At 63.5% G+C, this 24,264-nt stretch carries 22 protein-coding genes and 1 tRNA gene; 15 read left to right on the plus strand and 8 right to left on the minus strand.

The window, feature by feature from the left end:
* Positions 1 to 86: 86 nt before the first annotated feature.
* From MMB49_RS03780 to MMB49_RS03820, 9 genes are all read left to right on the plus strand, one after another.
* The gene (locus MMB49_RS03780; protein WP_003812664.1) at positions 87 to 674 is read left to right on the plus strand and encodes a DUF501 domain-containing protein; all 588 of its coding nucleotides are present in this window, start codon (positions 87 to 89) and stop codon (positions 672 to 674) included.
* Positions 675 to 823: 149 nt separating this feature from the next.
* The gene (locus tag MMB49_RS03785; protein WP_047271864.1) at positions 824 to 1,822 is read left to right on the plus strand and encodes a Ppx/GppA phosphatase family protein; all 999 of its coding nucleotides are present in this window, start codon (positions 824 to 826) and stop codon (positions 1,820 to 1,822) included.
* Positions 1,823 to 1,865: 43 nt separating this feature from the next.
* Positions 1,866 to 1,946 (plus strand) — tRNA-Leu (locus tag MMB49_RS03790).
* Between the two features lie 75 nt (positions 1,947 to 2,021).
* Entirely contained in the window at positions 2,022 to 2,591 is a 570-nt protein-coding gene (locus tag MMB49_RS03795; RefSeq protein WP_003812667.1) for a hypothetical protein, read from the plus strand.
* A 168-nt stretch (positions 2,592 to 2,759) separates the two neighbouring features.
* Complete coding sequence (locus tag MMB49_RS03800) at positions 2,760 to 4,220, plus strand: L-serine ammonia-lyase (RefSeq protein WP_014760108.1); 1,461 nt, start codon at positions 2,760 to 2,762, stop codon at positions 4,218 to 4,220.
* A gap of 160 nt (positions 4,221 to 4,380) precedes the next feature.
* Positions 4,381 to 4,785 carry an FKBP-type peptidyl-prolyl cis-trans isomerase gene (locus MMB49_RS03805; RefSeq protein WP_003812671.1) on the plus strand — a complete coding sequence of 135 codons (405 nt, stop codon included), beginning with the start codon at positions 4,381 to 4,383 and terminating at the stop codon, positions 4,783 to 4,785.
* A 58-nt stretch (positions 4,786 to 4,843) separates the two neighbouring features.
* Positions 4,844 to 5,323, plus strand: a complete 480-nt coding sequence (locus tag MMB49_RS03810) for a GreA/GreB family elongation factor (protein WP_003812673.1) — start codon at positions 4,844 to 4,846, stop codon at positions 5,321 to 5,323.
* A 1,096-nt stretch (positions 5,324 to 6,419) separates the two neighbouring features.
* Positions 6,420 to 6,767 carry a hypothetical protein gene (locus MMB49_RS03815; protein WP_047271867.1) on the plus strand — a complete coding sequence of 116 codons (348 nt, stop codon included), beginning with the start codon at positions 6,420 to 6,422 and terminating at the stop codon, positions 6,765 to 6,767.
* A 24-nt stretch (positions 6,768 to 6,791) separates the two neighbouring features.
* Positions 6,792 to 7,379, plus strand: a complete 588-nt coding sequence (locus MMB49_RS03820; protein WP_047271870.1) for a hypothetical protein — start codon at positions 6,792 to 6,794, stop codon at positions 7,377 to 7,379.
* 484 nt (positions 7,380 to 7,863) lie between these two features.
* Here MMB49_RS03820 and trhA read toward each other — a convergent pair whose 3' ends face one another.
* On the minus strand, positions 7,864 to 8,751 hold the full coding sequence (trhA, locus tag MMB49_RS03825) for a PAQR family membrane homeostasis protein TrhA (RefSeq protein WP_003812675.1): 888 nt from the start codon (positions 8,749 to 8,751) through the stop codon (positions 7,864 to 7,866).
* A 137-nt stretch (positions 8,752 to 8,888) separates the two neighbouring features.
* Between trhA and MMB49_RS03830 the strand changes: the two genes are divergently transcribed.
* Positions 8,889 to 10,376: a sensor histidine kinase gene (locus tag MMB49_RS03830; RefSeq protein WP_047272056.1), complete on the plus strand. Its 1,488-nt coding sequence runs from the start codon at positions 8,889 to 8,891 to the stop codon at positions 10,374 to 10,376.
* A gap of 134 nt (positions 10,377 to 10,510) precedes the next feature.
* Here MMB49_RS03830 and MMB49_RS03835 read toward each other — a convergent pair whose 3' ends face one another.
* The 3 genes from MMB49_RS03835 to MMB49_RS03845 all read right to left on the minus strand — a co-directional run bounded on the left by MMB49_RS03835 (position 10,511) and on the right by MMB49_RS03845 (position 14,458).
* A complete protein-coding gene (locus MMB49_RS03835; RefSeq protein ID WP_047271872.1) occupies positions 10,511 to 10,789 on the minus strand; it encodes a WhiB family transcriptional regulator in 279 nt (92 codons plus the stop codon).
* Between the two features lie 115 nt (positions 10,790 to 10,904).
* A complete protein-coding gene (locus MMB49_RS03840) occupies positions 10,905 to 12,722 on the minus strand; it encodes an FtsK/SpoIIIE domain-containing protein (protein ID WP_047271875.1) in 1,818 nt (605 codons plus the stop codon).
* 260 nt (positions 12,723 to 12,982) lie between these two features.
* Complete coding sequence (locus MMB49_RS03845; protein WP_047271876.1) at positions 12,983 to 14,458, minus strand: LCP family protein; 1,476 nt, start codon at positions 14,456 to 14,458, stop codon at positions 12,983 to 12,985.
* A 281-nt stretch (positions 14,459 to 14,739) separates the two neighbouring features.
* Here MMB49_RS03845 and MMB49_RS03850 point away from each other — a divergent pair, with 281 nt between their 5' ends.
* Genes MMB49_RS03850 through MMB49_RS03860 form a run of 3 tightly spaced genes read left to right on the plus strand, consistent with a single transcriptional unit; the run spans position 14,740 to position 19,730 of the window.
* The gene (locus MMB49_RS03850) at positions 14,740 to 15,039 is read left to right on the plus strand and encodes a WhiB family transcriptional regulator (RefSeq protein ID WP_003812689.1); all 300 of its coding nucleotides are present in this window, start codon (positions 14,740 to 14,742) and stop codon (positions 15,037 to 15,039) included.
* 33 nt (positions 15,040 to 15,072) lie between these two features.
* Complete coding sequence (locus MMB49_RS03855; RefSeq protein ID WP_047271878.1) at positions 15,073 to 18,222, plus strand: glycosyltransferase family 2 protein; 3,150 nt, start codon at positions 15,073 to 15,075, stop codon at positions 18,220 to 18,222.
* A complete protein-coding gene (locus MMB49_RS03860; RefSeq protein WP_047271880.1) occupies positions 18,219 to 19,730 on the plus strand; it encodes a DUF5719 family protein in 1,512 nt (503 codons plus the stop codon). Before MMB49_RS03855 ends, MMB49_RS03860 begins: the two co-directional genes overlap by 4 nt.
* Positions 19,731 to 19,802: 72 nt before the next feature.
* Here MMB49_RS03860 and MMB49_RS03865 read toward each other — a convergent pair whose 3' ends face one another.
* Complete coding sequence (locus tag MMB49_RS03865) at positions 19,803 to 20,231, minus strand: metallopeptidase family protein (RefSeq protein ID WP_074741471.1); 429 nt, start codon at positions 20,229 to 20,231, stop codon at positions 19,803 to 19,805.
* Positions 20,232 to 20,309: 78 nt separating this feature from the next.
* On the opposite strand from MMB49_RS03865, the gene MMB49_RS03870 reads away from it, so the two are divergent.
* Together MMB49_RS03870 and MMB49_RS03875 are read left to right on the plus strand one after the other, a co-directional pair.
* Positions 20,310 to 21,137: an HAD-IIB family hydrolase gene (locus MMB49_RS03870; protein WP_013363362.1), complete on the plus strand. Its 828-nt coding sequence runs from the start codon at positions 20,310 to 20,312 to the stop codon at positions 21,135 to 21,137.
* 3 nt (positions 21,138 to 21,140) lie between these two features.
* Positions 21,141 to 21,857 (plus strand): ComF family protein, encoded by a 717-nt coding sequence (locus tag MMB49_RS03875; RefSeq protein WP_022173945.1) that lies wholly within the window; start codon positions 21,141 to 21,143, stop codon positions 21,855 to 21,857.
* A 106-nt stretch (positions 21,858 to 21,963) separates the two neighbouring features.
* Here the strand turns inward: MMB49_RS03875 and MMB49_RS03880 are convergent, their stop codons facing one another.
* The 3 genes from MMB49_RS03880 to MMB49_RS03890 are packed head-to-tail and all read right to left on the minus strand — an operon-like array spanning position 21,964 to position 24,253.
* Positions 21,964 to 22,389 carry a LexA family protein gene (locus MMB49_RS03880; protein WP_013389771.1) on the minus strand — a complete coding sequence of 142 codons (426 nt, stop codon included), beginning with the start codon at positions 22,387 to 22,389 and terminating at the stop codon, positions 21,964 to 21,966.
* A gap of 38 nt (positions 22,390 to 22,427) precedes the next feature.
* Positions 22,428 to 23,534 carry a sensor histidine kinase gene (locus MMB49_RS03885; protein ID WP_041775364.1) on the minus strand — a complete coding sequence of 369 codons (1,107 nt, stop codon included), beginning with the start codon at positions 23,532 to 23,534 and terminating at the stop codon, positions 22,428 to 22,430.
* A complete protein-coding gene (locus MMB49_RS03890; RefSeq protein ID WP_003812704.1) occupies positions 23,534 to 24,253 on the minus strand; it encodes a response regulator transcription factor in 720 nt (239 codons plus the stop codon). Before MMB49_RS03890 ends, MMB49_RS03885 begins: the two co-directional genes overlap by 1 nt.
* Positions 24,254 to 24,264 lie beyond the last annotated feature (11 nt).

Consider the following 24,264-nt stretch of genomic DNA (forward strand, 5'->3'; position numbering starts at 1 on the left):
ACGCGGCCGGCGGCAGCGTCATTCATCCGACTGCATAAGCCATTCGACCAGTTATTCGATAAGCCATTCGATAAGGAGCCAAGCTGGTGACCGAACCAGAATCACAAGACGAATCCACCACACGAGATGTCGCGAAACTCGCCGACCGATTCCTGCAGCAGCGTGCAGATGAGCGTGACATCGCCATTGTCGAACGGCAGCTCGGACGATACCCGCGCGGCATGGTGGCGGTCGGCGCCCGCTGCGCATGCGGCCGGCCGCTCGCCGTGGTCACCCGGCCCATGCTGCCCGGCGGCATACCGTTCCCCACCACCTGCTATCTGACCAGCCCCGAGGCGGTGAAGGCGGTGTCGCACATCGAAGCGGAAGGCCGCATGCGGGCGTACAACGAGCTGCTGCACGACGATGAGACGGTGGCCGGCGAGTACCGCGGGGCGCACCGCCTGTACGTGGCGTTCCGCCATGAGCTGGCGGTGCGGCTCGGCGATGACGAAAGCCGCATCGCCAACGTCAGCGCGGGGGGCATGCCCGAACGCGTGAAATGCCTGCATGCGCTGCTGGCGCAGACCCTGGTCATGGGGGAGGGCGTCAACCCCATCGGCGATCGTGTGCTGGAGGCGGTGACGGAGGAGTTCAGTCCATCCGTCTGCCGGTGCGGTTCGCTCGACGACTGAGCGGACAGACGAAAAACCGAACGGCCAAAAGACTGGAAACGGCCGCTGAACGCAATGATTGCGCCGAGCGAGACGATCATGCCGGGCGAACGCCCCCGATGATCGCGGTCGCCCGGCCGGCGAGACAGCGGGAAATAAAGGAGATAGAGATGAAATCCGTTACCGTTGCGGGCATCGACTGCGGCACGAACTCGATCCGGCTGAAGATTGCGCGTGTGGATGATCAGGGCATGCACGAGATCGTGCCGAGGATCCTGCGCGTGATTCGCTTGGGGCAAGACGTGGACAAGACGCACCGGTTCGCTCAGGACGCGCTTGACCGGGCGTACACGGCCGCCGCGGAATTCGCCGGGGTCCTTGCCCAGCACCCGGTGGACGCGATCCGATTCGTAGCCACATCGGCGACCCGCGATGCCGTCAACCGCGACACATTCGAGGATGGCATCGAGCAGATACTCGGCGTGCGCCCCGAAGTCATCCCGGGAACGGAGGAGGCCGATCTGAGCTTCCTCGGGGCGACCAGCGTCGTGAGCCGCGGCGAGCTCGAACCCCCGTATCTGGTGGTGGACCTGGGTGGCGGCTCCACAGAACTTGTGCTGGGCGGCGACGGCATCGACGCGCCCTCCACGCAGGTACAGGCCGCGTTCTCGATGGACATTGGATCCGTGCGCATGACCGAGCGCCACCTGCGCCACGATCCTCCCAGCGAAACCGAAATCGCCGAAGCGATCGCGGACATCGACGAGCACATCGACGAGGCGTTCCGCATGGTGCCGGCGGGACGCACCCGCACGATCATCGGCGTGTCCGGCACGGTGACCACGATGAGCGCGCTGGCTCTGGGGCTCAAGGAATACGATCACCGACGCGTGGACGGCGTGCGCATCCCCGTGGACGACGTCTACGCCGTGGACGACAGGTTTCTGCGCATGACGCGTGAGCAGCGCTGCGCCTACAAGACCATCCATCCGGGGCGTATCGACGTGGTGGGCGGCGGTGCCGTCGTATGGAACCGTGTGCTCGCGAAGGTTGCCCAGGCGGCCGCGGCCGATCATGGCGGAGTCATCGACTCGTATGTGGCCAGCGAACACGGCCTGCTCGACGGCATCGTGCTCGACTGCGGACGGCGGTTGCTTGCAGAACGCTGAACAAGCATGACATAATGGTTCTGCCGGCATATTTGCCGGCACAGCCCCCGTGGCGGAATCGGTAGACGCAGCGGACTTAAAATCCGCCGCTTTTGGCTTGTGGGTTCGAGTCCCACCGGGGGCACCTTATCGCAACATTCTGGGATGGCTGCTTTACATACAGCTGGGTTTGCGGCCCGACACTGACGAAAGGTGCAAGATGGCGAACTGGACGAACGTGACGCGCGAGCCCGAGACCGGGTTGCCGACGATGCTGGTGCAGGCGGTCTCCATCGCCTTTGTCATGTGCGTGTGCGAGCTGGTCAGCGCACCGGTGATGGTGAGCGCCGCGGGAGGCGCGTTCGCCCTGATGCCGTGGTTCCTCGTCGCCTGCCTGTTCGCCGTCGCATTCGTGTATACGGTCGGATTCGTGCTGCTGTGGGCGGCTGATTCGTTCGCCGCCCGGCTGAAACGCCGCGATGCGCTGATGCCGCTGATATATGCCGTGATCGGATGCGTCGGGTTCGGCATCTGGGGGTATTGCGTGTATCCGGCGACGATGAACTCGATCATCACCCGAGCCGGTCTGCCCACCCTGTCGCAGGGCGACTCGTTGATGATCGGCATCAACTGCGCCGTGGTGGGCCTCGCCGCGTTCTTCCTGGGAACCGCCGCCATGCCGCGCGTTATGAAGTCCAAGGGCCGGATCGCCGTCACGGCCGCAGCCGTCATCGCGCTCGCCGTGTTCGGCGGCGTCGTCCTGGCGATGACGTGGTCGCATCTGGCGTGAGACCAGCCATTGCGGAACGCTGTCGTCGAGCTGACCTGATTCGGCGGTTCGGCGGGGCAGCGGAGATGGCGACGGCCCGGCCGCGCGCATGTGCGTGGCGGAGGATATGATATCGCGATGGTATCAGCCGTGAAAGCGTGCATAACAGTGTGAAGGGATTCGTCAGTCATGTTCAGTGTTCTCGACATGTTCACCATCGGTGTGGGCCCCAGCTCGTCGCACACCGTCGGCCCGATGTGCGCGGCGCAGGCGTTCGCCTCGTCACTGGAGGAATCTGGCGCCGTGTCGCGCGTCGGCCGTATCCGCGTCGTCCTGTACGGGTCACTGTCGCTGACCGGACTCGGCCACGGCACCGACCGCGCGATTCTCGCCGGATTGGAAGGCAACGTACCCGCCACAGTTGATACGGATTACCTGCTTTCAGTCCGAGAACGCTGCGCGCATGACGGAACCATCCATGTCAACGGCACGAACGCCATCGCATACGATGACGACGGCGACATGGTCTTCGACCGGTGGAAGCGGCTCGCCCCGCATCCCAATGGCATGCGGTTCCAGGCGTTCGACGCCCAGGGCAACATCATCGACGAGCAGGTCTGGTATTCGATAGGCGGAGGGTTCATCCGCCGCGGACGGATCGACGACGCGCTGATCTCGAACCACGAGCAGACGCCGGCGTCGTCGCAGTCGCCGGAGGACTCCGGGAACGACGAGGCTGCCGAATACGGCGACGGCGTGCCATATCCCTTCGTATCATGCGACGGCCTGATCGACCTGTGTCGGAAGCACCATCTGAGCATCGCCGACGTCGTCTGGGCGAACGAAACGGCCCGGCGCTCGCCGCAGGAGGTGCGTGACCGGCTCACGCGAATCTGGAACGTGATGAGCCACTGTATCGACGCCGGGTGCGCCAGCGCGACGCCGACGCTGCCGGGAGGTCTGGACGTGCCCCGCCGCGCCCCGCTGATGTACCGGCGTCTCGCGGCCAACAGCGACGTGCTCAGACGCGATCGCCGCATCTCTTCGGCGCTGGAATCCTCCGATTCCGCATGGGTGGCGTTGTTCGCCATGTCGGTGAGCGAGGAGAACGCCGGCGGCGGCCGGGTCGTCACCGCGCCTACCAACGGTTCGGCCGGCATCATTCCGGCCGTGCTGGAATACTACTGGCACTTTGTCGAGTCCGCCGACGACGAGGGCGTCAGGACGTTCCTGCTGACCGCCGGCGCGGTCGGATACCTGTTCAAGCGCAACGCCTCGATCTCTGGAGCGGAAGTGGGATGCCAAGGCGAGGTCGGCGTCGCCTGCTCGATGGCGGCCGCCGGTCTGGCCGCGGTGATGGGCGGCACTCCGGAGCAGGTGGAGAACGCGGCGGAGATCGGCATCGAGCACAATCTCGGCCTCACCTGCGATCCGGTGGGCGGTCTGGTGCAGATTCCGTGCATCGAGCGCAACGCGATGGCCGCGAACACCGCGATCAACGCCGTGCGCATGGCCATGCTCGGAGACGGCTCCCACATCGTCAGCCTGGATCAGGCCATCGCCACGATGAAGCAGACCGGCGAGGACATGATGTCGAAATACAAGGAGACCTCGAAGGGCGGTCTGGCGGTCAACGTCGTCGAATGCTAGGCCGTCGCCGTGCCGAATATGGCGAATATGGCGATTTGCGTTGAAAAATACGCTGCGAGCTGTGCAACCGGGGCTTGGGGTGCTAGTGTGAGTGGCACTTTCTTTTTACGACTTGCGGCCATGCCATGAACGGCATGGCATTATTGATAGGAGGTAGGCCATGGCGAACATGCCTGAGGTCAATGCCGTGTTTGGCGCGGCTCCGGAGATCGCTTTCCCGTCGGACGAGGCGCCGAAGGGATTGAAGGCCGTGGAGATCGTCGAGGGTGACGGGCCGATGGTTCGCCGCGGCGACACGGTGACCGTGAACTATCACGGTGTGGTCTGGGGCAAGGACACGCCCTTCGATTCGAGCTTCGCCCGCCACCAGCCGGCAAGCTTCGGCATCGGCGTCGGTCAGGTGATTCGCGGCTGGGATCAGACCGTTCCCGGCCACAACGTCGGCTCCCGTCTGGTCGTGTCGATTCCGCCGGAGTATGGCTATGGCAGCCAGGGCATGCCGGCGGCCGGCATCGGCGGCGGCGACACGCTCGTATTCGTCATCGACATCATCTCGACCCGCTGACCGTATGATGGCGGTCATCTGACGCATCGATTGGATATCACTGATACAGGAGGAACCCATGGGTGAGGAAAAATCCGTTCTGCTGACGCAGGAGGCTTTCGACACGCTGAAGGATGAGCTGGCGCATCGACAGGGCCAGTACCGCGAGGAAATCACCAAGCGCATCGCGGCAGCCCGCGCCGAGGGCGATTTGTCGGAGAATGGCGGTTACCAGGCCGCGCGCGAGGAGCAGGCGAAGAACGAGGGCCGCATCAACGAGCTCACCGTCAAGCTGCGCAACGCCACCATCGTCGAAGCTCCCAAGGCTGGCAAGGTCGGCAACGGGTCGCTGGTGACGCTGGAGCTCGCCGGCCGCGAGATGACGTATGCGCTGGGCTCGCGCGACATCAAGGTCGCGACGAAGTACGACGTGATCAGCCCCGAGTCTCCCATCGGCGCCGCCATTCTGGGCGCCAACGAGGGAGATACGGTGAGCTACAAGGCCCCCAACGGCCGTGAGATTTCCGTCGTCATCAAGGAAGCGAAGCCTCTGAGCTGACCATATGCGCGTCCTCGCTGACCGGGGACTGGTGATTGTTGCGCCATTAGGGTCGACATGACTCACTTCGGGCTGTACGGTTTTATGCCGTGCAGCCCTTTCCAATAAGAACTACGTTGTCAGAGCCGTCTCACGTGACTATCATTGAACCATAGGTTGTTGTGTTGGCCTATATATCGCAGATGCCAATTCAATGGAGAAGACATGAATGGGAAAATGCTCTCTGCCGTCGGCAACCGTTATAAGTACGTTGTCGCCGAGCTTCCTCCCATCTCAGGCAATGGCTGCCTCCTGTCTTACGCGCGGTATGGGATGTGTGTGCCTAAAACTCCATACAGTGCGAATTTCTGACATAGCTTATGTGAGGAGTTGTTTCTGATGAGACGTTCAACGAAGATTTCAATCGGCGTTACGACGGTGGTTATCGTAGTTGCTGCTGTCATCTGATGATGGTACGTACACGCCCATCAATCCCGCCAGCGGCATGCTCGGAGTCGGTGGACAGCAGGTCGCTGCTCTCTCATCCGACGGACGATCCGCCACTGGCGCCACGCTTCAGGCCTATGCCGAGGCTGTGGACTAGAAAAGCGTTTCTAAGTGCGCGCCGAAACGATGAGTGCGCGCACATAGGCACGCAAATGGCCCGGTTTGCGTTCTTAAGTGCGCACGGTTGTCGTTTCGACGCGCACTTAGGAACGCTCTAGTGCGTTGTATAGCGGTCTCGATTTTGTTTCGACCATCACGTGTTACGACGAGTGAAGGCGATGTTCGTTGTGGGCTGGTGGCCTTCTTCAGACTCGCTCCGCGAGCTGGACCGAGGACGTCCGCACCACGACCGGCAACCGCAGTTTCATGGAAGAGCTGGCCGAGTGCTCTTGGAATATGTAAGCGTCTTCGTGAAAGCGGAATGGTCTAGGGCGTCAATTCCGCCTAGAGATCTCCGCCCAATCTCGTCTCTTTATCGGAACAGCAAACACGGTCCACGATTGACATGGGCGTTGACGCTGATTCATGAGGGGAGTATTCTAGATATTACGATAGACAGTTGTCTGTCAATGTCCAAAGGAGGACATTATGAATATCAAAAACAAAAATAATGGCGATATCGATTGCCAGTATGTTGGCGCTGTCTCCGTTGGGGATGGCGTCTGCACATGAGACAACCGTCAGCGTCGCAGACGATGCCGCAGCAACCACAGTAGAACCGCGGTATGGCGAGAAAACGACAATGACGTTGATATCCACCGCGAAAAAAACCGGCGTTACCGGTTATTGCCTGCAGCCGCCTAGTGCTGCTCATTACTATCAGGCACGCATCACCAAGAATTACACCATCAAACATTATCGTGTTGACTACTACGAGTACGGAGTCAAGAAGCGAACTTTTTATCAGGACATGTATGAGCAGGTATCTGAAGCTCCATATCTTGTCTGCGTCTCATAAGTTCGCATATCGAAGGGAATCATCGTGAACACGACGCGTAATAAACTGCTGAACTGGTATCCGATCATGGCGGTGCTGGTGCTGATTGTATTCGTGGGCGGAGCCTGGCTCTGGGCGTACCGCACGACTCCAAGCGCCTCCGCAATCACCGGCGAGCTCAACGCGATTCCTGTCAATGTGACCAGCGAACAGCTGATCCGTGACGGATACATTGATCTCACCAAAGTAGGAGAATCCTCCAACGTCGCGGTGAATGAGTTTCTTGCCGAAGCGAAACAGCAGGAAGCCCCCGTACTGAAATACATCAACATGGAGAGGGGGAGCCTCACGGCTCACGTCCTGTGGTATGACCCATATGATTCGACCCCTTGGGCCAAAGCCAAGGATGGTTCGGTCGTGATCTACCACAACCAGACCGGGCGAATCCGCGCATGGGCGTGGCGCAACGGTGAGATTGTCCAAAACGGTGAACGCTACAGCTCCAAAGCGGTGACGGTCACGAAGGACGGAGTCAACACCATGCTTCTGCCGTGGCGGCCGGCTGCGCCCGATGTGGTCCCGGAAGATGACGACGGGGCATCATCGTTGGTGCTGTATTCGTATCGTTCGTGATTGCATAGCAGCATTCCACCGGTTCTGCGGGGGCATGGGCGCATGTCTTTGTCGTGCATGCCCCCGCGCGGCCATTCCACGGATGGCGGCGTGATGACGTCTTATTTGGTGTCCATGGTCGGGGCATCACCTGATGTGCGGTGCGCCGTCGGTGCCGCGCCCCAGGTCTATGCTGAGGCTGTGGACTAGAAAAGCGTTTCTAAGTGCGCGCCGAAACGATGAGTGCGCGCACATAGGCACGCAAATGGCCCGGTTTGCGTTCTTAAGTGCGCAGGATTGTCGTTTCGGCGCGCACTTAGGAACGCTTTCATGTGTTACTTGGCGGTTTGCGGGGGAGGGGAGTCTGATTATTGCGGATTATAGCGGGTGATGATGGTCGCTGTAGCCTGGTAACCGCCCTCAGTCTCGCTTTGCGCGCCAGCTCCCGCCAGCGGGAGCATAAGTTGTGTGGTGCTCGCTGGCGGGCTGACCTGAGCGGCGATGGTCACGGCCAGAGATGCACGATCACCATGTAGATCGCGACCATGTGGCAGGCGTAGCCGGCGACGGTGCCACAGTGGAAGATCTCATGGAATCCGAAGACGCGTGGCCACGGGTCAGGCTTGCGCAGCGCGTAGACGATGGCGCCGAGGATGTAGCAGGCGCCTCCCGAGGCCAGCAGCACCACGACGGCAGGGCCGGCGGCGGGGGAGACCCAGAAGAAGTACATGAACGCCACGCCGGAGACTCCGAACACGATGTAGACGACGGTATACAACCAGCGCGGGGCGCTGATCCAGATCACATGGATGATGAGCGCCACCAGCGTGCAGCTCCATATGCCGGCGATGATGGCGTTGCGCATATGCGGGGCGAGCGCGAACGACACCGGCGTATATGTGCCCGCGATGAGCAGGAAGATGTTCACGTGGTCGATGCGCCGCAGCACGTCGGTCACGCGGGGCGACCAGTCGCCGAGGTGGTAGGCGGCTGAGTTGCCAAACAGGATCAGCGAGCAGGTCATGAACACCGCGCAAGCCCATTTCAGGGGCGCGCCGTGGGCCAGACATATCAGGACGATGCCGGCGGCGAGCGACAGCGGCGTGGCGATTGCGTGAATCCACCCTCTCATCAATGGCTTGGGCCGTCCGTGCACGTCGAGACGGATCTTGCGCTCCACTTCCGCCGGGGCGATTCCCTCGATGCGCGCGGCGTGAGCCTCGCCCTTGGCGAGGGTCCTGGTGGCTTTTTCCTCGGCCTTATGTCGGATCGCCTCGGCCTTCGCGCGGGATTTCGCCCTCACCGCGTCGGCCTTCGCCTGCAATGCGACTTCCCGCGCCTTGATGACAGCGGCTCGCTTCGCTGCCACCGTCGCGTCGTCCTGTACTGCCATATGACCTCCCCGATTGGTTACGGAAACGTAACTTACGTTAGCGTAGGTTATAGACTTGTCCGCTCACGGATGTGCTCATGAAGTACTGATGACGATTGCGTCATGCATCGGCATGGTATTGCGTATCATGCCGATGCATGGCTGATTTCACACACATTCTGGCTACTCGACCTGACTTCACCGAAAGCGATCGCGAATGGCTGCACCATCTGGTCGCCGACTGGCAGGTGATCGCCGATCTGAGCTTCGCCGACCTGCTGCTGATCGTGCAGGACGGCGACGGCAACTACCGCATCGTCGAGCAGTGCAGGCCCTCCACCGTGATGACCCTGAGAATCGATGACGCCGTCGGCGCGCTGGTCGCCCCGGAAATGGTGGGGGAGCTGGATGCCGCCATGCAGTCGAAGACCGTGTTCAGGTCCACTGTGCTCAGGGCGGTCGGCAAATCCACGGTCTGCAACGTGTACGCCCCCATCCGTCATGACGGCAAGACGCTGGGGCTTGTCGTGCGTGAGACCAACATGGCCACGCGCGAGTCGAACGGCCGGTACGAGTCCGAAAGCATCAACGCGGGCAAGCAGTTGTACGAGATGATTCCCCGTGGCCAGTTCCCCTACGTCAACGCGATCATGAGCCAGCGCCATGTCGCACGTGTCTCGGACGGCTTCATCATGCTCACGCAGGAGGGCATCGTACGCTACGCCTCGCCCAACGCCATCAGCTGCTTCAGAAGGCTGGGATGCCTGATGACGATGCAGGGGCATTTCCTCAGTGAAATCGGCACCGACTTGCTGCGTCGCAACGATCCAGTCCCCGAGGCGCTGCCGATGGTGCTGATGGGCAAGGATGCAGTGGATTCCGAAATCAACGCCAACCGATCCGCGGTATCCGTCCGGTCTCTGCCCCTGTACGACAATAACGGGCGCACCGGGGCGATCATCCTGTGCCGTGACGTCACCGAGCTGCGCAGGCGTGAAGTCGAACTGCAGACCAAGAACGCCACGATCTCGGAGATCCACCATCGTGTCAAGAACAACCTGCAGGCGGTCTCTGCGCTGCTCAGGCTCCAGGCGCGCAAGACGAAGTCCAGTGAGGTCAAAAAAGAGCTTGAAGAGGCGCAGCGCCGCGTGCAGACCATCGCCATGGTGCACGAGGGACTGAGCCAGACCGCCGATGAGATCGTCGATTTCGACAAGGTCATCTCCAACCTGCTGAAGATGAGCGTCGACTTGGCCACGATGTGCGACCAGCACATCCACATCGATTACGTCGGCAAGTTCGGCATGATGCCCGCACAGGACGCGACCCCACTGTCACTGGTGCTCACCGAGCTCATCACCAACTGTGTGGAGCATGGTTTCGAGGGACGCAAGGAGGGGCATATCACCATCTCCGCCGGGCGCAGCGGCAACAGCCTCAATGTCGTGGTGGAGGATGACGGGTCGGGTCTCGCCAACGAGGAACACGACGGTCTGGCACGCTCCTCGGGCTCCGGATTGGGCACGCAGATCATCAACACGTTCGTCACCAACGATTTCGGCGGCAGCGTGCGCTGGGAGCCGCGTCACGAAGGCGGCACCCGGGTCATCCTCGACATGACGCTGCGCGCGGCGCAGAACGAGTGACGGCCGCTTGACGGCCCGAAAACCTGCCGAAACATGATTGAAGGGTGGCCTCCCTGTGGGGGAGACCACCCTTTTCGTAGCATATGGAGCTATGAATCGGCTGCGGCGAGGAGTCGGTTGTGACGAGGAGCGACTCAGACCTGCAGCTGCATGGCCTGGGAGCGATGCGCGCGCATCGCGCGACGCTTCAGGGCGCGGCGTTCGTCTTCGCTCAGACCGCCCCAGACACCATAATCCTGATTGGTGTCCAACGCGCACTTCAGACAGGCGTCAATCACCTTGCAGGTGCGGCAGACCGCCTTAGCTTCCTCGATCTGCTGGTATGCGGCTCCCGTGTTTCCCACCGGGAAAAACAGTTCCGGGTCCTTGTCTCGACATGCTGCCTTGGCACGCCAATCAAAAGCGCTGCTCATGTGTATCACCCTCCTCCCATCGCCTATTGCCGACGACGAGCTTTCAAGTCATACATTAGGTAACCACGAAACGAATGTTTTTTCAAGAGGTTTTCGCTCTCAAGTGTGAAGAACTTCAGATTTTGGCCATGGCGCACTGTATCCACAGGGCGTTCCCTTCGCGCAGCAGCACGGCGCGGCCCGCCGTCATGATGTCATCCGGCCCGCATTGCGACAGCAGGCCGGCGGGTATGCCATCCATCAGGTCCACGGTACGTTCCCCCGTGGGGAAGACTATTCTCGTGCCGCAATGCTCGGGGATTCGGATGTGCTTGGAGGTCTCCACGGCGAACACGACGGTGACGTCGTGGTCGCCCAGCGCGTCCTTGAGCCGTGCGCATAGCGGGTCCGTGCCGAACGGATCGAACAGTGTGTCGGCATCGTCCACCAGCCACAGCAGATGCGGGGATACGGGAGGTGGCGATTCGGAGGAGAACCGCACCCGTCTGTGATGGCGTACCGTCGACGTGACGAACGCCCGTCCCTCGCGGCGTGTCCAGCGCACGCACAGGCCGAGAATGTTGCGTGAACGGTGCGCTAGCAAGGCGAGAATCGTGGACTTGCCGCGTCCTGCGCTTCCGATGATTCCGACATTGCCGGCGTTTACGGCGAGTTCCGCCACATCGATGCCGATGCCGTCATCGGCAAGGGCGAAGGGCACTGAGGGAACGTCCGATGACCGTGCGGGCAGCATGTCGGCCTCCACGATGCGGGGCAGCGGGACCGTGAACAGCGCCGAGGCATGGACCAGACCATGGAATGCCGCAGCTGTGCGCGCGGCCTCGACCATCGCGCCGATGTCCGATACAAAGGCGCATCGGAACGGCTCCACGGATTCACCGTCGTTGCGCCATGCGCACCCGGGAGCGGACGGGCTGATGGATGCCGCCCGCCCGTCTCCCAGCAATTCGATGGATTGCAGGCCGTCCCGGACACGCAGGCATATGTTCAGCGCCATGTTCGCTTTCATGTCGGCGCTGACCTGTCCCAGCGGGTTCTGCGTACAGGCGATGACATGCATGCCCAGGGAACGCCCCAGCGAGGCGATGCGCACCAGCCGGTCCACATAGTCGGGCAGCTGGTTGTTCAGCGCATGGAACTCGTCGATGACGACGATCAGCGAGGGTGGCGGGGATTGCAACTGCCCGATCGAGCCGACACGCTCCGCGGCGACCAGATGCTCCCTGCGTCGCAGCTCCAGCTCCAGCGCCCTCAACGCGCGAACGGCGTGATTCAGATCGAGGTCGCACACGCTGCCCACGGTATGCGGCAGCCGCTCGATGACGCTGAACGCCGAACCTCCCTTGAAATCCAGGAACACGAAATGCAGCCGGTCGGGCGGATTGCGCACCGCCATGGCCAGGCACCAGCTTTGCAACAGCACGGATTTGCCGGAGCCCGTGGTGCCGGCGACCAAGGCGTGCGGCCCTTGGCGGGGCAGATCGATCGTGAACGGCCGCTGTCCCGACCCCATGCCCACGGTGACGCACAGCGACGGGGAGGCGAGCCATGTTCTCGCGATGATGCGCCATGGCAGCGGCTCGGCCTGAAGCCCCGTCAGCTCCTCCAGTGAGGGCGAGTGAATCTGTGACGCATCCTCCGACTCGCCTTCATCCTTGTCTCGATCGGCTCCGTCCGCCGATCCATGATGGCGGCCCCGGGCTCCTGCCATATCGGTGGGCCGACTTGGGCGGCCGCCCGCAGCGTCGTGGCTCGTCGTCCCGGATTCGTCGCGGCGTGACGATCCACGACGGTCAGCAAGGGATGACGCCGCCGAAGCCATGCATCCCACCATGCCCGGCGCGACCATGGCGGCGAACAGCCAACGTCGCTCCAGCAGCAGCATGATGACCATCAACGCCTGTGCGGCGATGGGCGCGACCAGCGTGATCATCGGCAGAGCGGACGATCCGCGCGCGCGTCGCTCGCGCCTGGGACGCCGCCTGCCTCGGCCGCGCCGCCCGCGCCTCGAATCCGGGTTCCTGCCTTCGTCCATGCCCTCAGTGTGGAACGGCGTCGCCGGCATGCGCAAGCTTGGGGGAACAATGTGGTCGAAGGCTACCGAGTTATCCACATTTCGGCGTGTCGTGGCCGGCGGGTGGAACACGCCAACCGGCCACGACGAGGCATGCGGCCTGCCGCATCATTCTGCGATCACTGGTTGGCCAGCGTGCCCACGGCGCCCGGCTTGTGGCTGCCCGAAGCGAGCTCTCTGAACAGTTCGAGGTTCTTCGCGTCATCCAGCAGCACCGACGAGCCGACCCCGGACACGTTGTAGCCGGGATTCGTCCAATAGACACTGCCGCTGATGCCGTTGTCGGAGGTGGCGTCGCGGAACGCGAACACCATCTGTGCGAGCGTGTACGGGTTCGTCTTGGAATCGACGGTGATGGACGCCAAAGCGGCTTTCAGCGTCTTGTTGAGTTTCGGGATGTTGGTCAGCGTCTTGCCGGACATGGCCTTCTTCGCGATGGCTCCGATGACCTGCCGCTGGCGTTCGGCGCGGCCGAAATCGCCCTTCGGGTCGGAGTAGCGCATGCGCGAGAACGCCAGGGCGGTCGCCCCATCGGCCGTGTGGCATCCCGCGGTCCAGTTGAGATTGGACAGGGCGTCGTTCACGGTCTGGTCATAGCACAGGTCGACCCCGCCCAACGCGTCGACCACATCCTTCAAACCGTTGAACTTGATCTGCGCGACGTGGTCGATCTTCTGGCCGGTGATGGTCTCGACCTGCTGGACGAGCGCCTTCTCGCCGGACAGCTGGGCGACGGCGTTGATCTTCATATAGGTGCCGTTCACCTGCACCAGCGAATCGCGCGGGATGGAGATGAGCGAGCGGGTGCCAGAATTGGGCTTGGTCAGCACGAGGATCGTGTCGGTGCGGAACCCGGTGATCGTCTTCGCCTCTTCGCCGGTGCGCTGGTCGGATCCGAGGATGAGCCAGCTGGTGCCTGACGTGTTGGCCTTGTCGGACAGCCAGGGCTGCTTGTCGAGATGACCGTCGACCCAGTTCCACAGTCCGAACGTCACCAGCATGATGACGACCAGGAGCGCCGCCAAAACACTTGCGACGATACGTCCCACGGGGCGCTTTCTGCGCATGGCGGTGGCTGCCGGCCTCCCGGACATGCCACGGCCGCCTCCCTGTGCGGCCGGCATGCCGTAACCGTCAGGGCTCTGCGGGCCCTGACGTTGTGCGGAGGCGAACATCGACTGCGCACCCGCGCCCTCGCCCGGACGAGGCTGGTTCGAAATAGTATGCGTGGAGCCCGCTGCACGGCGGGGCTGGCGTCGGGCCGCAGAAGCGGCGTCCTGCATGGGAGAGACCGGTTGCAGGCGGGCGTCCTGCTCGGATGCGGACCGCCTGGTCGACCTGGATACGCGACGCGATGAATTCGGCGTGAAACTGGGAATCACGTCCTGTGCGGCCGGCATGCTTTGCGCTCCCTGAGCGCCTGCCGAGGTCTGCCGACGCGACGGCACGCCTGCCTGCGGACCGGCTCCGGGCACGGCCTCGCCGGCGGCCGACGGACGCGGCACCTGCCCGCTGGGGCGACGCTTGCGCGTGCCGGAGGGAATGAAGCTGGGAGGATTGTCCTGTGGGCTGACTCCACTGTTTCCTTCGCTCATTGTTCCTCCAGTGCCTCGTGTTCTCAATCCCTTTTACACGTTGTCATGAGTCATTGTCGTGTCCGTTGCCCATTCCTCTGCAGTAACGGCACATACGTGAAGGGCTGGTGGTCGGATATGACAGGGAATGAAGAAGGCATGGGGGTGAAGGCTGATGTCGCTTACCACACTTTCGCTCTTCTGCGCTGCATTGACACGGGGTAGACTTGACAAAGGTAAGTCGCATGTGTGTAATTACCCTGATGGACGTCCATAGCAGCATCGGCAAGGAGGAGCGACACATGTGGGGAGTGGTCGACGATTCCGCCGAGGATCCGATGAGTGAGCTGTGGGGCCTGTTCAAGTCGGACGACGATGTTTCCTGGCAGCATAAGGCCCTGTGCTCCCAGACCGATCCGGAAGCTTTTTTCCCCGAAAAAGGCGGGTCGACGCGTGATGCGAAACAGGTGTGCGCCCGCTGCGAGGTGCGCGAGCAATGCCTGCAATGGGCCATCGAACACGATGAGCGTTTCGGCATCTGGGGCGGTCTGAGCGAACGCGAACGCCGCCGCTATAAGAAGGAACACAAGGAACGTGCGTGACGCGGCGGCCGTGCGTCGCATAGACTGGAGATTATGAGTTCCACAGGCAATAGCGATATTCAGCGGATTCTGGCCGATGTCATGGCGAACAGGCCATATTCGCATCGGCAGAATGTCGATCCGACCGTCGTGGCGGTGGTGACCGTTGAAGAGGACATGCGGTTTCTCCCCGACACCATGGGGGCGCTGCTCAGACAGACGGTGCTGCCGGGCGTGATCGTCATCGCCGATTGCGCCGGCGGCGACAATCCTCCGGTGCAATCGCAGTTCCAGGTCATTCCTGCGCCGTCGGGACTGGTCAGCTCCGTTCCGCAGCCCAAGACTGTCACGGTCGAGCTGGTCGGCGTCAAGGGCGCCCGTTCGTTCTATCACGGCGTTGCCAAGGCGCTGCATGACGCGCAACTCGACTCGTCCACCCGCGCGGTCTGGCTGTTGCATGACGATTCACGGCCCGCGGACGACACATGCCTCGAATCATTGCTGGAGACGTGGCGTAACGATCCGACCGCATCGGTGCTGGGAGCCAAGCAGCTGGACTGGCAGGCCAAACACCTGCATGACGTCGGCGCGTATGCGTACCGGCATCGCGTGGAGTCGCTGGTGGTCGACGGCGAACCGGATCAGGAGCAGTATGACGGCCGCCGTGACGTGTTCTCGGTGAGCCTCGCGGGCACGCTCGTCTCGATCGAGACCATGCACGAGCTTGGCGGTGCCGACGACTGGTTCACCACATTCGCCGAATCGGAGGATTTCTGCCGGCGCGTATGCCTGAGCGGCCGGCGCGTCGTGGTGGTGCCCCAGGCGCGTATCGCCCATCGGCGGGCGCGATTCGAAGGGGTGCGTACCAAGGGCGGCGAGCCCGTGGACGAGGATCGTCCCATTGACAGTTCGATGGCTCGCATCAGGGGGAGGATGCGCTACTCCTATACGGACACGCGCCTGATGATGTGGCCGTTCGTCTGGGTGTTCGGCGTGTTCGCCGCGATTGGCAAGGCGATCGCGAAACTGTTCGCCAAGCGTCCGTACGAGGCGCTGTGCGAACTGGTCGCCCCCTGGACGCTGTGGGGCGGCCTGCCTCGCGCCATCGCGGCCCGTCGCCGCGTCAGCCGCCAGGAGTCGGTGCCGATCGGGCGTCTCGGCGTCCTCGTCGCCAACCGGCAGCAGGTGGCGCAGTGGCATGACCGCGTACAGGCGCTGTCGGACCAGCGCCATGTCGTCCTGCTGTCGCCGCTGGCCAAGGCCCACTTGCGCCGGCGTGCGATTCAGCGCTGGCTGCTCGCGGTGGCGATGGCCTTGGTATGCTTCGGCGTCGTGGCGGTGATGCACGGCACCACATTGCGTGCCGTTCTGTCGGGAGCGTCCCTGTACTCCGATTCGCTGCTGCCGACCGGCGGGGACTTCGGTCAGCTGTGGCGAGCCGCCACCACGTCGTGGGTGTTCGGTGACGGCATCGCCGCCCCGCCCGCGCCGTGGCTGCTGGTATGGGGACTGGCCTCGGTGATAACGGCCGGCAATGTGTCTGCCGCGATCGCGTTGGTGACGTTTGCCGCGGCGCCCCTCATGGCGTTGTCCTTCTGGGCGTTCGCCGGCGTGTTCACCCGTTCCGACGCGGTCCGTGTCGCATGTGGCCTGCTGTGGGCGTCGTTCGCGCTCGGCTTGGGGCTGTTCTCCGCAGGCGATGTGCCGATGCTCACCGTGATGGTGTTCCTGCCGGCCGCGTTCGCCTTCGTGTTCCGCGCGGTGGGTCTGTATCGCACCGAGGACCAGGTGACGGCCCATCCTTCCGTTCAGGCTGCGGCTCTTGCGGCGTTGTGCTTCGTACCCCCGGTCGCCGCCGAGCCCCAGCTGATGCTGTCCCTGATCGTGGTGTTCGTCGTGTTCCTCGCCGTGGTGCCGCGGCATCGCGCGATGCTGCTGCTGATTCCGCTGCCGTCAGGGTTCGTGATCGCGCCGACCATCATCAACGCGGTGCACCATGCTTCGGAAGGGGCGTGGCGTCAGCTGTTTGGTGATGTGATGGTGCCGTTATCCGCCGGGAACGGCGCTCCGGATGCTTCCGGGTTCGCCACGCTGGCCATGCGTGCGTTCGGTGTCGATGATACGGCCGGCAACGGTCTGGCAGGCCTGTCGGCGGCCGGCGTTTTCGGTATCGGCGTCCTGGTGCTGCTGGCCGTGGTGACGGTGCTTGCGGTGGCGTCGCTGTTCCTGCCCTTCGCATTGCGCGCCTCGCGCATGATGTGGGTCGTCACGCTCAGTGGTGGGGCGCTTGCCGTCGCATCGTCGAGGATCGTCGTGGCCGTCGATGATGACGGTCCTGTCGCGGGTTCCGTGCTGCCCGGCGTGGTGTTCGCGCTGCTTGGTCTGCTCGCTTGCGTCGGATTGGTCTCCGGAATGGCGGTCCACCGGTTCTCCCTGTTGCGGCAGGGGAATGGCTCGCAACCCGTGCTGACACGTCTTGAAGGCCGCAAGGCCAAAAACGCCAAGGTGCATGCGGTGTTCGCCCGTATCGGGCGCGGCGTGCTGGTGGCCGTGCTGGTGGCCGGTGCCGTGTCATGCACTGCGGCGTCAGCCATGGAACCGGGGTCGAACGGTCTGCACGCGTCCCGTTCCGATGACGGGCTGCCCATGGTCGCCACCGATTATCTCGGCAAGGACGACGCGCACCGCGTGCTCGCCATCACCGCCGAATCATCCACCGGCGTACGGTATACGACGATGCGCACGTCACGCGGCGATCTGATGGACAGCTCTCCGGCATTGCGTGCCCGAGTCGCGGATGGCGGTCATGACTCCCGCGACGCCGTACTGTCGTCCGCGAGCGCCCGACTGCTGGTCAGCGCCGATGCCGACGCGATCGCTGATATCAGCGCGTTGGGTTACGGCGGCCTGTACGTGGTCCGCCCATCGGCTGACGATGGCGGCTCCCAGGCCACGGAACAGTTGATTTCGAACATCACGGCGAGTGAGGGTATCCAATCCGTGGTGAGTAACACGTCGGGTGTCTATTACCGGCTCACGCTCGTCGACAGCGCGACGCAGCGCGTGCCGCAGGACGGCATGCTGAAACAGCGGCATCTTGCCTACCGGTATGCATGGCTCGTGTGCATGGGCGTGGTGATGGGGCTGTATTGTGTCGTCGCGTTCCCGCGCAGCCACCGTCGTTTCATCGAGGAGGACCAATGAGCAGCCAAGTCAAACGTGGAGGCAAGGTCTGGAAGGCTGTGGTCGGCGTCATTTCCACGGTGATCATCGTCGGCCTGTTCGTCGCCCTGCTGGTACTGACGGCATCGGGCCATTGGGTCGACTCCGTCTCGTCGGATTCGGCGTCCGTCTCGCACGCGGTGAGCCAGAGGCGGATCACCGCATACTGCCCGTCCCGCATGACATTGCCGGATGCATCGGCGTACGGTGACAGCGAATATCAGCCGAGTGAAGGCGACATCTCGTCTTCGGCTGGATTCGCCGCGTTCGGAGCGGTGTACCGGTCTCAGTTCGGCGCGCTTGACGGCTCCGGCGATACCACGCAGCTCAAGGACCTCGACCCTACGGATACCGCGAACGTCATCGCAGCCTCGGCCGACGTCGACCGTACGTCGCTGCTGTTCGACACGCAGCTGTTGGAATCGGCCGCGGGCGTCGGCGCTTCCGCGTCCGTGGCGTCCTGGGCGACGAAGGGCGACCTGCGCGGCCTGTCCGCGACATTCTGCGATGTCGGTGCGCTGGAGCAGTCGTTCGTGCTGCCTGACACGCAGACCGGCACCACCCAGCAGCTGGTCGTGGCCAATTCGTCTTCGAAGGCCACTGTGGTGGATGTTCGGGTGTGGGGTACGGAACAGTCCGGTGCGCTGGCGTTGTCCACGGGAAGCACGCTGACCGTCGCGGCGAACGCCGAATCCGTGCTGAGTCTTTCCGCGGCCGCAAGCGGGCAGAAGGGGCTGTATGTCACGGTTTCGAGCCGGCAGACGCCGGTATCGGCATCGGTGCGCGTGATCAGGACCGAAGGGCTGAACCCGAAGGGATCGGATTACGCCGCCGCGGCCGGGGAGGCGTCCAAGGAGCTCGTCTTCCCGGCCGTCGCGGAGGGAGACAAGGCGACACTCACCGTATACGCGGCCGGTTCGGGGTCGCTCACCGCCGCATGGGTCGGCGCGGCCGGGCAGTCCGTCCATCAGTATTCGGGCGACCGCGTCACCACCATCGATCTGGGCGATGTTCCCAAAGACGCGTCGGCGCTGAAGATCACGGCGGATACGAAGGTGACGGCAGGTGTGACCGTCAGCCGTGACGGGAACGGGAACCAGTCCGATTTCGCGCTGATCGGCGCCGCGCAGACAGACGACCGGTCGGCCGCCGTCATTCCCTCCGGTCTTGACGGCCGTGTGAGCGTGGTGAACGCGTCTTTATCCAGCAAACAGATGCACATGACCGGTTACGACGACAAGGGTGCCGCGGTGGGGGAGAAGACCATCACGGTGGACGCCGGTGCCGCGGCGAGCTTCGACGCGTCGGATTTGGGGAAGAACGTCTTCGCGGTGGCCGCCGACGGCAAGGGACTGGCATGGGGTGTCCGGTTGTCCAGCTCCGCGGTGAGTGACGCCAAGCTCGCCGGCATCGCCTACATCGGTGCCACGCCGTTGATGCCGCTGCAGGAGAGGATCTGGGCGCGGTCGGATATGACCATCGTTCACTGACGGTCGGTCGGCGGAATGTTCCGTGGTGCTCCCTATGAGGGGTGCTCTATGAGGTTTCGCCCCGACAGAGCCTTACAGGCTCCAATCCGGGTCGATCTCATCCGGCCGGCGGCCATAGAGCTCGGCGAGCCGAAGCACCACCTCATCGCGGATGGCCAGTTCCAGATCCATGCGGCTGCGTGATTTGCTCTGTATCGGCATGCGGTACAGCACGATGCGGGCGGGGATGCCGTGGCTCGCAGGGAAACACTGGGACGCGAACGACGGCTCCGGCTCCCAAGGAGCCGGCTGCGAGGGCGGCACATCCTCCACGGCGAACTGCACCGGCTTGACCAGTTGCGGCCAGGCACCGTTCAGACGCCGGATCTGGGCCGCGACCATGTCGTCGAACGCGCCGCTGCGGGTGCGGTAGCGCGGGAGCCGCGTGCCGAACATCGGCGTGCGCATGCCTCGCCCGTGACGATTGCGATACGTTGGTCGTTCCCATGGTGCCTGTTGCATGGACTCCACTGTAGGACAAGCCGGCGGCAATGCGTTAGGATACTGTTCATCGACAAGGTTTCCTGGGGAGGTGTGCAGATGCCAACAGCGACCGTGCACGCTTGGAATGATACCGGTTGGCGACACGACGGCGCACATGCGCGTCTGATCGCCTTCGACCTGGACAACACGCTGGCCGTCTCCAAACAACCGATGAAACCGGATATGACCGTTCGCATCGAGGCGCTGACCGAACTGATGCCGGTGGCGATTGTGACCGGCGGCGGGCGTGAACTGGTCATCAGTCAGGTGCTCGACGTGCTGGGTCCCCGAGCTGACCTTTCCAACCTGCATGTGATGCCGGCGGGGGGATCGAGCTATTACCGCTGGCGCGAGGGCGCATGGCGTCTGGAATACGAGAGGACGCTGTCGGCCCGGGACAGGGACGCGGCCATATTGTCGCTGACTCGACGCGCCCGAGAGCTGGGCATGTGGCCGGAGCACCCGTGGGGGGAGTCCATCGAGGATCGTGGCAGCCAGATCACGTTCTCGGCTCTGGGGCAGCTCGCGCCGATCGAGGAGAAGCGCCGCTGGGATCCCGACGACACCAAAAAGCGGCGGCTCGTCGCCGCGGTGGCGGGCGACCTCGGTCATCTGCGCGTACGCGCGGGCGGCTACACGAGTGTCGATGTGAGCGCCGGAAACACCGACAAGGCGTTCGCCCTGCGCGAATTGGCGGGACGGCTCGGCATCAGCACCGGTGACATCATCTTCGTGGGCGACCGGATGACGCCCGGCGGCAACGACTATCCTGCCGCGCAGGCGGGGGCTATCGCGCTTCAGGTCACCGGACCGCAGGATACCGTGCGTCTGTGCGACATCCTGCTGCCTTTGCTGGGTGGCGAGCCGGTTCGGCAGGACGGATGAACCATGGGATGGCACGGTTTCGCGCGAATGCTCACAGAAGTGGCCGGATCGCTGCGGGACGTGCTGCTGCCGCGTGGCTGTGCGGGATGCGACATACCGGACGCTGTGCTGTGCGATGACTGTCGCGCTTCGGGTGGCGGCTTCATGTCGTTCGCTATGCCTGGCACGGTTTCGGGCCGGGCGATTGCCTGCGGCGCATATCGCGGGCCGCTGCGCCGTGCGATACTGCGATGGAAGGATCATGGCGACGAGGAATGCGATGGCCCGTTCGCCGATATGATGGCCGACGCGCTGCTTTCGTCGGGCCTGCTGGCTTCGGATCCGATGCCGGTGACGACATTGGTGCCGGCCCCATCCTCCCCGCGTTCGATGAGGGAGCGCGGACGGTGGCATATGCGTAACGTGACGAACTCATTGGCACGGTCGCTGCGGCGGCGTGGCATGGACGTCGATACGGCCGCGCTGCTGCGGACGACGAAGACAAGCGGCAAATCCGTGCAGATGCACGGCGCCGCCCAGCGTTCGCGGCGTCTGCAGGGGCATATCGTCATCGCTGCGCGCCCACCCTACCCACGCAACGTGATCCTGGTGGACGACATCGTCACCACGGGCACCACGGCCCGGCAATGCGTGCAGGCGCTCAACGCCGCGGGAATACATGTGACAACGGTCATCTGCCTGGCGCGCACCCTGCGCGCCGGCGAAAACACAGACGACTAGCCAAATCCCCTCCCGCTGGCGGGAGGGGACTTGGCTAGCCGGAGGGTGACCACCACCCGGTCGAGCCGCACACCCGCCATCCGCGCAGATCACCAGCGCAATCCAGTTATTTCCGTCGCAGCCGACGCTGTGGATGAAAACTGCCCGTGACCACGCCCCATATCACGACATCCCCATGTTCGGAGGGGACGAAATCGGGGTAGCGGGGATTCTCCGCGTGCAGCATGGGGCGGCCGTCGCGCGACAGCAGTCGCTTGACCGTCAGCTCCCCATCGAGCACGGCCACCACCACATCGCCGTCCTCGGGCGTCAGCGAACGGTCCACGACCAGCCAATCGCCGTGGAAAATGCCGGCCCCCTCCATGGAGTCGCCGGCGACGGTGACGATGAATGTGTATTCCGGGTGCTCGATCACATGAGCGTCAAGGCTGAAGCCCTCCTCCCGCCCGTCCAAGGCGGGGGAGGGGAAGCCGGCCGCTACCATCTCGGTGACGATCGGCACGGGACGGTGATCCGGTCGCGCATGAACCACCGAACGTGCCGTGCAGGCTTCGGGAGCGCAATCCCGGCTCACAACAGGGCCCGCGCCGAACCGTCGGTCGCCGGCTCATCATCGGCGATATGGTATTTCGGCAGCACGATCTCGAAATCCGCGCCGCGCGGGTCGTCGACCACCCGGACCGTGCCGCCGTGCAGCTGTGCGGCCCAACGCGCGATCGACAATCCGATGCCGGTGCCGCCCGATTCGGTGCCGGGGCCGCTGCGCCCTTTGACGAACCGGCGGAAGATGTCGGAACGTTCCTCGACGGGAATCTGAGACCCGAAATTCACCACATTCGTGACGATTGTGCCGGTGTCGGCATTCTCCCGAGCCTCGATCAGCACGCTGGTGCCGTCCGCGGAATGCTTGAGCGCGTTCGCGATGATATTGGTGAACAGCTGGCGCAGCCGATCCTGATCGCCCTCCATCCAGATATCGGAATCCACGTGCAGCATGATGTCGTGCGCGTGCCCGGCGTCCGCGATCTCCAGCGGCTCGATCGTCTCGTCGAGGAAATCATGCAGGCAGAAACGTTCGATGTTCAGGCTTGCCGCGCCCGCCTCCATGCGAGACAAATCGAGCAGGAACGCTATCAGGTCGGATAGCCGGTGCGTCTGACCCAGAATGCCCTCAAGATTGGCCGGCGTGGGCTCGACCACCCCGTCCGCCATGTTCTCCACCATCGCCTGCAGCGCGGAGACGGGGGTGCGCAGCTCGTGGCTCACGTTCGCCACCACATCGCGCCTCATCTGATCGGCGTGCTGCAGTTCCTCGGCCATTTCGTTGAACGTGCGGGCCAGCTGGCCGATCTCGTCGTTGCTGTTGGTCGCCACGTGGACGCGGACGCTGTAATCGCCCTCCGACATCGCCTCGGCCGCGTCACGCAGCTGCTTCAGTGGCGCGATCAGACCCCGTGAGAAGAAATAGGTGATGCCCAGTGCGACGATCATGGTCAGCGGCATGGCGATCCAGCCGCTCCACCCGTACTTGAGCAGGAACCAGACCAGCACGAACGCGATGGACGTGGCGATGACGATCAGGACGCTCAATTCCATTTTCAGGGACGAAAACAGCCCGATCGGACGATCGAAATCCAATCGGGCCTGTTTCCTGTCCCGCTTCTGACGCGGCTTCATCACTGTTCCGGCGGCTCGAAAGCGTAGCCGACGCCGTGCACGGTTCGGATGGTCTCGGAACCGAGCTTATGACGCAGTGCCTTGACATGGGAGTCGACGGTGCGGGTGCCGGATGCATCCACCCAGTCCCAGACCTCTTCGAGCAGCTTCTCGCGGGTGAGCACCGACTTGGGTTTGCGCGCGAGCGTGACCAGCAGGTCGAACTCGGTCGGCGTCAGGTGCACCTGCTCGCCGTTGACCGTGACCAGACGCTGTGCCGGGTCGATGACCAGCGAGCCGAAGTTGAGGATCTTCTCGTTCTCGGAGTTCTTCGCGATGACCTTCGCGCGTTCCACGCGGCGCAGCAGCGCCTTGCAGCGGGCGATCAGTTCGCGCATGGAGAACGGCTTGGTCATGTAATCGTCGGCGCCCGCGCCGAGGCCGATGACCTTGTCCGCCTCGGCGTCGCGGGCGGTCAGGATGAGCACCGGCACCGGGCGGTCGGCCACGATGCGCTTGGTTGCTTCAAGACCATCCATGACCGGCAGCATGATGTCCATGATTACCAGGTCCGGGCGCAGCTGCTTGGCGGCCTGAACCGCGCTGGCACCGTCGGACGCCACGCGGGCGGACCATCCCTCCGCGGTGATGCGCTGAGCGATGGCGGTGGCGAGGGTCGGCTCATCCTCGACCACCAGAATGGTCCGCGGCGTCGTTTGACGTGTTGGAGAATTAATCATGACGATTCACC

This window comes from Bifidobacterium sp. SKU (genome assembly GCF_026016405.1).
Lineage (GTDB): Bacteria > Actinomycetota > Actinomycetes > Actinomycetales > Bifidobacteriaceae > Bifidobacterium > Bifidobacterium bifidum.

What these genes read in the sequence shown, in the direction of transcription:
- MMB49_RS03785 (WP_047271864.1), top strand. Translation starts at nt 824, where the DNA reads ATGAAATCCGTTACCGTTGCGGGCATCGACTGCGGCACGAACTCGATC.
- MMB49_RS03795 (WP_003812667.1), top strand. Translation starts at nt 2,022, where the DNA reads ATGGCGAACTGGACGAACGTGACGCGCGAGCCCGAGACCGGGTTGCCG.
- MMB49_RS03800 (WP_014760108.1), top strand. Translation starts at nt 2,760, where the DNA reads ATGTTCAGTGTTCTCGACATGTTCACCATCGGTGTGGGCCCCAGCTCG.
- MMB49_RS03805 (WP_003812671.1), top strand. Translation starts at nt 4,381, where the DNA reads ATGGCGAACATGCCTGAGGTCAATGCCGTGTTTGGCGCGGCTCCGGAG.
- MMB49_RS03810 (WP_003812673.1), top strand. Translation starts at nt 4,844, where the DNA reads ATGGGTGAGGAAAAATCCGTTCTGCTGACGCAGGAGGCTTTCGACACG.
- MMB49_RS03815 (WP_047271867.1), top strand. Translation starts at nt 6,420, where the DNA reads ATGGCGATATCGATTGCCAGTATGTTGGCGCTGTCTCCGTTGGGGATG.
- trhA (WP_003812675.1), bottom strand. Translation starts at nt 8,751, where the DNA reads ATGGCAGTACAGGACGACGCGACGGTGGCAGCGAAGCGAGCCGCTGTC.
- MMB49_RS03830 (WP_047272056.1), top strand. Translation starts at nt 8,889, where the DNA reads ATGGCTGATTTCACACACATTCTGGCTACTCGACCTGACTTCACCGAA.
- MMB49_RS03835 (WP_047271872.1), bottom strand. Translation starts at nt 10,789, where the DNA reads ATGAGCAGCGCTTTTGATTGGCGTGCCAAGGCAGCATGTCGAGACAAG.
- MMB49_RS03840 (WP_047271875.1), bottom strand. Translation starts at nt 12,722, where the DNA reads ATGATCACGCTGGTCGCGCCCATCGCCGCACAGGCGTTGATGGTCATC.
- MMB49_RS03845 (WP_047271876.1), bottom strand. Translation starts at nt 14,458, where the DNA reads ATGAGCGAAGGAAACAGTGGAGTCAGCCCACAGGACAATCCTCCCAGC.
- MMB49_RS03850 (WP_003812689.1), top strand. Translation starts at nt 14,740, where the DNA reads ATGTGGGGAGTGGTCGACGATTCCGCCGAGGATCCGATGAGTGAGCTG.
- MMB49_RS03855 (WP_047271878.1), top strand. Translation starts at nt 15,073, where the DNA reads ATGAGTTCCACAGGCAATAGCGATATTCAGCGGATTCTGGCCGATGTC.
- MMB49_RS03860 (WP_047271880.1), top strand. Translation starts at nt 18,219, where the DNA reads ATGAGCAGCCAAGTCAAACGTGGAGGCAAGGTCTGGAAGGCTGTGGTC.
- MMB49_RS03865 (WP_074741471.1), bottom strand. Translation starts at nt 20,231, where the DNA reads ATGCAACAGGCACCATGGGAACGACCAACGTATCGCAATCGTCACGGG.
- MMB49_RS03870 (WP_013363362.1), top strand. Translation starts at nt 20,310, where the DNA reads ATGCCAACAGCGACCGTGCACGCTTGGAATGATACCGGTTGGCGACAC.
- MMB49_RS03875 (WP_022173945.1), top strand. Translation starts at nt 21,141, where the DNA reads ATGGGATGGCACGGTTTCGCGCGAATGCTCACAGAAGTGGCCGGATCG.
- MMB49_RS03885 (WP_041775364.1), bottom strand. Translation starts at nt 23,534, where the DNA reads ATGAAGCCGCGTCAGAAGCGGGACAGGAAACAGGCCCGATTGGATTTC.
- MMB49_RS03890 (WP_003812704.1), bottom strand. Translation starts at nt 24,253, where the DNA reads ATGATTAATTCTCCAACACGTCAAACGACGCCGCGGACCATTCTGGTG.